The sequence below is a fragment of the Psychromonas sp. B3M02 genome (assembly GCF_003318165.1).
GTDB lineage: Bacteria > Pseudomonadota > Gammaproteobacteria > Enterobacterales > Psychromonadaceae > Psychromonas.
The window spans coordinates 70,836-77,254 of the sequence record NZ_QOCB01000023.1 but is presented as its reverse complement, the minus strand read 5'-3'; the positions used below and the strand labels follow the sequence as shown (position 1 = coordinate 77,254).

The window sequence follows — 6,419 nt, the reverse complement described above, 5'->3', positions numbered from 1 at the left end:
GTTATTGGCAATGGATTTTGGTGATAATGGCCCGCAGTATGTTAGTTAGTTAAAGATAATTAACTACATATATATAGTAATAGGTAGATTGTTGTTCTAGGGGAATATTTTGAATAAAGAAATGAAGGTTTTGATTGTTGATGATTTCTCAACAATGAGAAGAATAATTAAAAACTTATTAAGGGATTTAGGTTTCACTAATACCTATGAAGCAGATGATGGTCACACGGCATTACCTATGCTAAAAAACGGTGACTTTGAGTTTGTTGTGACGGATTGGAATATGCCAATTATGGAAGGGATCCAGTTATTAAAAGAGATCCGTAAAGATCCTAATTTAAAACACCTTCCAGTGTTAATGGTGACTGCTGAGGCAAAACGCGAGCAGATCATTGAAGCAGCACAGGCAGGGGTTAATGGTTACATTATCAAGCCGTTTACTGCTGGTACATTGAAAGAGAAACTAGACAAAATCTTTGAGCGTTTGGCTTAATTTAAGGAGTTAAGTATGGCAAGTGAAATAATGCCACACCTATCACTTTCTGAAGCTAAAGCGTTAGTTGCACATTTAGAAGCCGAGCAAGTTGAAGAGGCTAATAAAATTGTAGAAAGTGTTTCGTTTTTTAATACAACAGAAAGTGTGTTATTTGGGCAAGTGGGTGAATTAACCCGTGAGTTACACGAAGCACTATTAAGTTTTCATAACGATACGCGTTTATTAGATTTAGCTGGCCATGAACTGCCTGATGCTAAAAATCGCTTAAATTACGTTATTGAAATGACCGATAAAGCAGCCAACACCACTATGGATGCTATCGATCATTGCTTACCTGTTGCTGACAAATTGATTACTGACTTAGATCAGGTTATGCCAAGCTGGGGTAATTTGATGACGCGTGATTTAGCGTTAGGTGAGTTTAAATCCATGTGTCATTCCGTTGACGATTTTTTAAATTACTCTAAACAAAGTGCCAATCTATTTCGTGATAAATTGAGTGAGATTTTAATGGCTCAAGAGTTCCAAGACTTAACTGGACAGATCATTAATCGTGTTATTGAGTTAGTACAAGAGATTGAATCGAAGTTAGTGGTTATTCTGAAAGTATGTAGTACACAGAGAGAGCTAGACTCTTCCGTTGAACAACAAAAAGTAGTTGCAGAAACCAAGAGTAATATTAAAACGGAAGGGCCAATTATTGATGCCGAATCCCGTACCGACGTTGTTAATGGACAAGATGACGTAGATGACCTGCTTTCAAGCTTAGGATTTTAAAGGAACTAGGAAATGACATTTGAAGTAGATGATGAGATCCTGCAGGATTTTTTGGTTGAAGCAGGAGAAATTTTAGAATTACTTTCTGAACAGCTTGTTGAATTAGAAAACAATCCTAATGACGTAGAGTTACTTAATGCTATCTTCCGTGGTTTTCATACGGTAAAAGGTGGTGCAGGTTTTCTATCTTTAACAGAGTTAGTTGAAACCTGTCATGGTGCAGAAAACGTATTCGATGGGTTACGCCAAGGTGCCCGATCTGTTGATTCTGATTTAATGGATACCATTTTAGCCGCATTAGATATTATCAATGAACAGTTTTCTGCGGTACAAAATGGTGAGCCTGCAGAAAAAGCCTCTTCTGATATTTTGAATTCATTACACCGCTTAAGTAAACCCGAAACGGCTGAGCCTATTGTCGAAGAAACTCCTGAGCCAATCGTGGTTGAGCCTGTTATAGAAACTCCAGAAGCTAGTAGCAATAATATTGATGATATTAATGAAGCTGAATTTGAAAGTTTATTAGATGAATTACACGCTAAACCTACTGCTGATTCCCCTGCACAGGAAGTAAGTGATGAAATTACAGAAGATGAATTCGAAAGCTTATTAGATGATTTACATGGAGTCGGTAAACATTCACCTACTCCTGTGGCTGCTAAACCAGCTGCAGCGCAAGCTGTTAGTGATGAAATTACCGAAGATGAATTTGAGTCGCTATTAGATGAATTACATGGCGCTGGTAAACATAGTGCAACTGTTTCTACATCTGAGAAACCAGTAGAGGCAACGAGCAGTAATGAAATCAGTGAAGATGAGTTTGAAAATTTATTAGATGAACTTCATGGTAAAGGCTCGCATGGCGGCGCGCCTAAAGTTGAAGCGCCTGCAGCAGTTTCTGATGAAATTACTGAAGATGAATTTGAATCATTGTTAGATGAGTTACATGGTGTAGGTAAAATGAATACCGCTGCACCTGTCATTGAACAAGCTGCTGCAACAGCATCTAAAGCGCCTCAATCTAAAGCACCAACACCAGTAGCAAAAGCTGAGCCAGTAAAAGCGGCTCCGAGTGCTGCTGTTAAAGCCCCTGTTGCTGATAAAAAAGCCCCGGTTAAAGCGCCTAAACCACAAGCTGAACAAACGGTTCGTGTGGATACCAGTACATTAGATGAAATTATGAATATGGTTGGTGAGTTAGTACTGGTGCGTAATCGTTTAGTGAGTTTAGAGTCAACCTCTGAAAATGAAGAGATCTCACGTGCTGTTGCTAACCTTGCTATTGTCACCAGCGATTTACAAGGTTCAGTAATGAAAACACGTATGCAACCGATCAAGAAAGTATTCGGTAAGTTCCCTCGTGTTGTCAGAGACTTAGCTCGTCAGCTTGGTAAAAATATTCGTTTGGATTTAGTGGGTGAAGAGACGGATTTAGATAAAAATTTAGTGGAAGCTTTAGCCGATCCTTTAGTGCATTTAGTGCGTAACTCCGTTGACCATGGTATTGAGATGCCAGAGACACGTATGCAGTCGGGTAAAGAAACACAAGGCCGAGTATTATTGTCTGCCGCTCAGGAAGGTGACCACATCTTACTAGTGATTGAAGATGATGGTGCTGGTATGGATGCGGAAAAATTAAAACAAATTGCTATCGGTAAAGGGATCTTGGATCAAGATGCTGCGGATCGCATGAGTGATAAAGATGCTTACTCGTTAATATTTGCACCTGGCTTCTCTACCAAAGTAGAAATATCTGATATTTCTGGTCGCGGTGTTGGCATGGATGTAGTGAAAACAAGTATCACTAAATTAAACGGGACTATCTCGATCGATTCTGAAATCGGTAAAGGGACTCGTTTAGAGATAAAAGTGCCATTAACATTAGCTATTTTACCGACCTTAATGGTGCTAGTAGCAAATCAAACCTTTGCTTTACCATTGACTAACGTTAATGAAATTTTCCACTTTGACTTAGCTAAAACCAATGTTGTTAATGGGCAACTGACTGTGGTTATTCGTGACCATGCTGTGCCGCTATTTTATTTACGAGATTGGCTTGCACCACAATCACCGCGTGCTGAAAAAGGTGATGGTTTAGGGCATGTGGTGATCGTGCAGTTAGGCATTCAACAAGTTGCCTTTGTAGTAGATGGACTATTAGGACAAGAAGAAGTCGTTATTAAAGCCTTAGATAAATTGTTATCAGGTACACCAGGCATGGCGGGTGCAACCATTACTAGTGACGGTGGTATTGCTTTAATTTTAGATTTACCTAGCTTATTAAAGCATTACGCATAAAGGAAAAAGTGAATGGCAATCAAAGTCTTAGTCGTTGATGATTCGAATTTTTTTCGTCGTAGAGTCAGTGAAATAATCAACGCTTCACCTTATTTGGAAGTGATCGCTACTGCTAATAATGGTAAAGAATCAATTGATATGGTGCTCAAACATAAACCTGATGTGATCACCATGGATGTTGAAATGCCGGTAATGGATGGCATTACCGCAGTACAAAAAATCATGGATGTGGCACCCACACCTATTTTAATGTTTTCTTCCTTAACCCACCAAGGTGCTAGCGCTACATTAGATGCATTAGAAGCCGGTGCTTGTGATTTCTTACCAAAGAAATTTGAAGATATCGCGCGTGATAAAGAGGAAGCTACTACCTTACTACAGCAACGCATTCAACAGATTGCTAAACGTCGTGTTATGCGTGTGCCGGAAAAGAAAGCAGGACTAGCGACCAAAACACCACTAACAACTCCAGCAAGTAGCATTGCAAAGCCTGCTGCAACTCGTTTAACTCCAGCTAATGAGCGTAATGAATTAACACCTAAACCAGCTGCGTTAAAGCGACATAAAGCATCGGGGAAAAATTACAATGTATTAGCTATTGGCACCTCAACAGGTGGACCGGTTGCATTACAAAAAATACTGACTGCCTTACCTGCTCATTTTAAACTACCTATTGTACTGGTTCAGCATATGCCAGGTACCTTTACTAAAGCATTTGCCGATAGATTGAATAGCAATTGTAAAATATCGGTAAAAGAAGCGGCAACAGGTGATACGTTAAAGCCGGGCTGTGCTTATTTAGCACCGGGAGGCAAACAGATGTTGATTGGTCCTAATGGACAAGTGAAGATCCACGAAGGTAATGAAGCATTAAATTATAAACCCAGTGTTGATATTACCTTTGCCTCCTTAGCAAAGTCTTATGGCAACAAAGTATTAGCCGTTATTTTAACAGGAATGGGAGCCGATGGTCGTGATGGTGCTCGTTTACTAAAAGACAAAGGCGCTGAAATATGGGCGCAAGACGAAGCGAGTTGTGTTGTTTATGGTATGCCTCAAGCCGTTGCTAAAGCTGGCATTGCTACTGAATCAATCGCATTAGATCAAGTTGCACAACGTATTTTGGTGGAATTAAAGCATGAGTAAAATAGGGCTGCTCGGTTTCATTGTGATTGCTGTGTGCATTATCTTTGCGCAGCTTTATCATGATGCCCCTTTGAGTAGCCTATTTGATTTGGCAGCTTTTTTGATTGTGTTTGGTGGCACGCTAGGCGCAATTTTAATTCAATCTTCATTCAAACAGTTACAGCATGCATTTAAACAATTAGTTAACCTATTTGCTAGACCTGCTGTGTTATTGGAAATACAGATTAATTTATTAAAACGTTGGTCTGTGATCTCTCGACAAGAGGGGTTGTTAAGTTTAGAAAAGCAAAACACAGATGACTTGGATAGCTTTTCAGAAATGGCCTTAGCTATGCTAGTGGATGGTTGTGACCCTGTGGATTTACAACAGATCCTAGAGCAAGAGATCGAATTAGAAATGGATCAACATGAGCGTAGCGCGCAAGTGTTTGATGCGATGGGCGGTTATAGTCCAACCATTGGTATTATCGGTGCTGTATTGGGCTTGATTCAAGCCATGGCTTTTCTGGACCAACCTGAGTTGTTAGGTCAAGGCATTGCCGTTGCCTTTGTGGCAACCATTTACGGTGTGGCCTTTGCAAACTTTTTGTTTTTACCGATCGCCAATAAGATACGTTTAAATTATCAACACAAAGCGCTATGTAATGAGATGACTATGGTAGGTGTGATTGCCATTGCACATGGTGAAAATAGTTTGTTATTAGAACGTCGATTACACGGTTATTTAGCTAGAGCCGTTTATTAATGCCTATTTATCATAGACGTAACGCACATAAAGCACATAGTAATCATGTTCATCGCTGGACTGTGTCCTATGCTGATTACATGACCTTAATGTTTGCGCTGTTTGTGGTGTTATATGCGGTGTCCTTGAATAACGAAGAAAAATATCAAGAAGTCATTGAAATTATCCAGCAGGCTAGCAAATTTGTAGAAGCGCCGCATAGTGGTTCCAACGCCAATGGTATTCTAACTAAGCGTAGCAACGACATAAAAGACAATACAGGGCCCGCGTTACTCAGCGATGGAGAGGAGTTTGCTTTAGGTCATGTCAGTGAACTTGAGAGTGAGCAACTATCTAGCCCTGCACAAACTTATACAGGCAAGTCCTTACAAGAGTTACAGCTGTCATTAGAATCAACTTTACAGACGGAATTAGAAACTGGTGCATTTAGTGTTGATTTAGAAGGTGACTGGTTAACCATTGAAATGAGTGGACCATTATTGTTTGCCAACGCTAGCCACACCTTATTAAATGGTGCAAAACGCAATATTGAGCAGATAGCTAAAGTATTAGCTCCGGTGAACAATATGTTGAGGTTACGAGGTTATACAGACCCTGATACGATTTCCAATGAGATATACGCGTCTAATTGGGAATTATCAGCAATGCGATCAATTAGTGTTTTAAAAGCATTAGCTGAGCAGGGTGTTGAAGAGCAGCGAATGGTGATGGAAGGCTATGGAAGATTTTATCCGGTGATTAACGGCAATGGCGTTGAAGATAAGTTAAGAAGTCGCCGCGTAGTGATTGCCATCTCTAAATATGCGCTCTATAAAAAGCCATTGATCAGCATTAGGCGGCCAACTGAGCAAAATGCAACAGCAGGGCCTTCAGGTGCAGTAACACCAGACAGCAGTGAAATACGTGAAATATATGGCCCAGATGGGCGACTCATCATTACCACAAGGCAGGAGTGAC

The 6,419-nt window shown here is 40.2% G+C and carries 6 protein-coding genes; all 6 read left to right on the top strand.

Going from position 1 to position 6,419, the window contains the following annotated elements; all coding sequences use genetic code 11:
* The first annotated feature begins 109 nt into the window (after nt 1-109).
* The 6 genes from cheY to DS885_RS03350 are packed head-to-tail and all read left to right on the top strand — an operon-like array spanning nt 110 to nt 6,418.
* Nucleotides 110-493: a chemotaxis response regulator CheY gene (gene cheY / locus DS885_RS03375; RefSeq protein WP_113817995.1), complete on the top strand. Its 384-nt coding sequence runs from the start codon at nt 110-112 to the stop codon at nt 491-493.
* 15 nt (nt 494-508) lie between these two features.
* A complete protein-coding gene (locus tag DS885_RS03370; RefSeq protein WP_113817994.1) occupies nt 509-1,273 on the top strand; it encodes a protein phosphatase CheZ in 765 nt (254 codons plus the stop codon).
* A gap of 12 nt (nt 1,274-1,285) precedes the next feature.
* Complete coding sequence (locus tag DS885_RS03365; RefSeq protein WP_113817993.1) at nt 1,286-3,571, top strand: chemotaxis protein CheA; 2,286 nt, start codon at nt 1,286-1,288, stop codon at nt 3,569-3,571.
* A 12-nt stretch (nt 3,572-3,583) separates the two neighbouring features.
* The gene (locus DS885_RS03360) at nt 3,584-4,717 is read left to right on the top strand and encodes a protein-glutamate methylesterase/protein-glutamine glutaminase (RefSeq protein ID WP_113817992.1); all 1,134 of its coding nucleotides are present in this window, start codon (nt 3,584-3,586) and stop codon (nt 4,715-4,717) included.
* Nucleotides 4,710-5,462, top strand: coding sequence for a flagellar motor protein (locus DS885_RS03355; protein ID WP_113817991.1), 753 nt, complete (start codon nt 4,710-4,712; stop codon nt 5,460-5,462). Before DS885_RS03360 ends, DS885_RS03355 begins: the two co-directional genes overlap by 8 nt.
* Nucleotides 5,462-6,418 (top strand): flagellar motor protein MotB, encoded by a 957-nt coding sequence (locus DS885_RS03350; RefSeq protein WP_113817990.1) that lies wholly within the window; start codon nt 5,462-5,464, stop codon nt 6,416-6,418. Before DS885_RS03355 ends, DS885_RS03350 begins: the two co-directional genes overlap by 1 nt.
* Nucleotide 6,419: the final 1 nt, after the last annotated feature.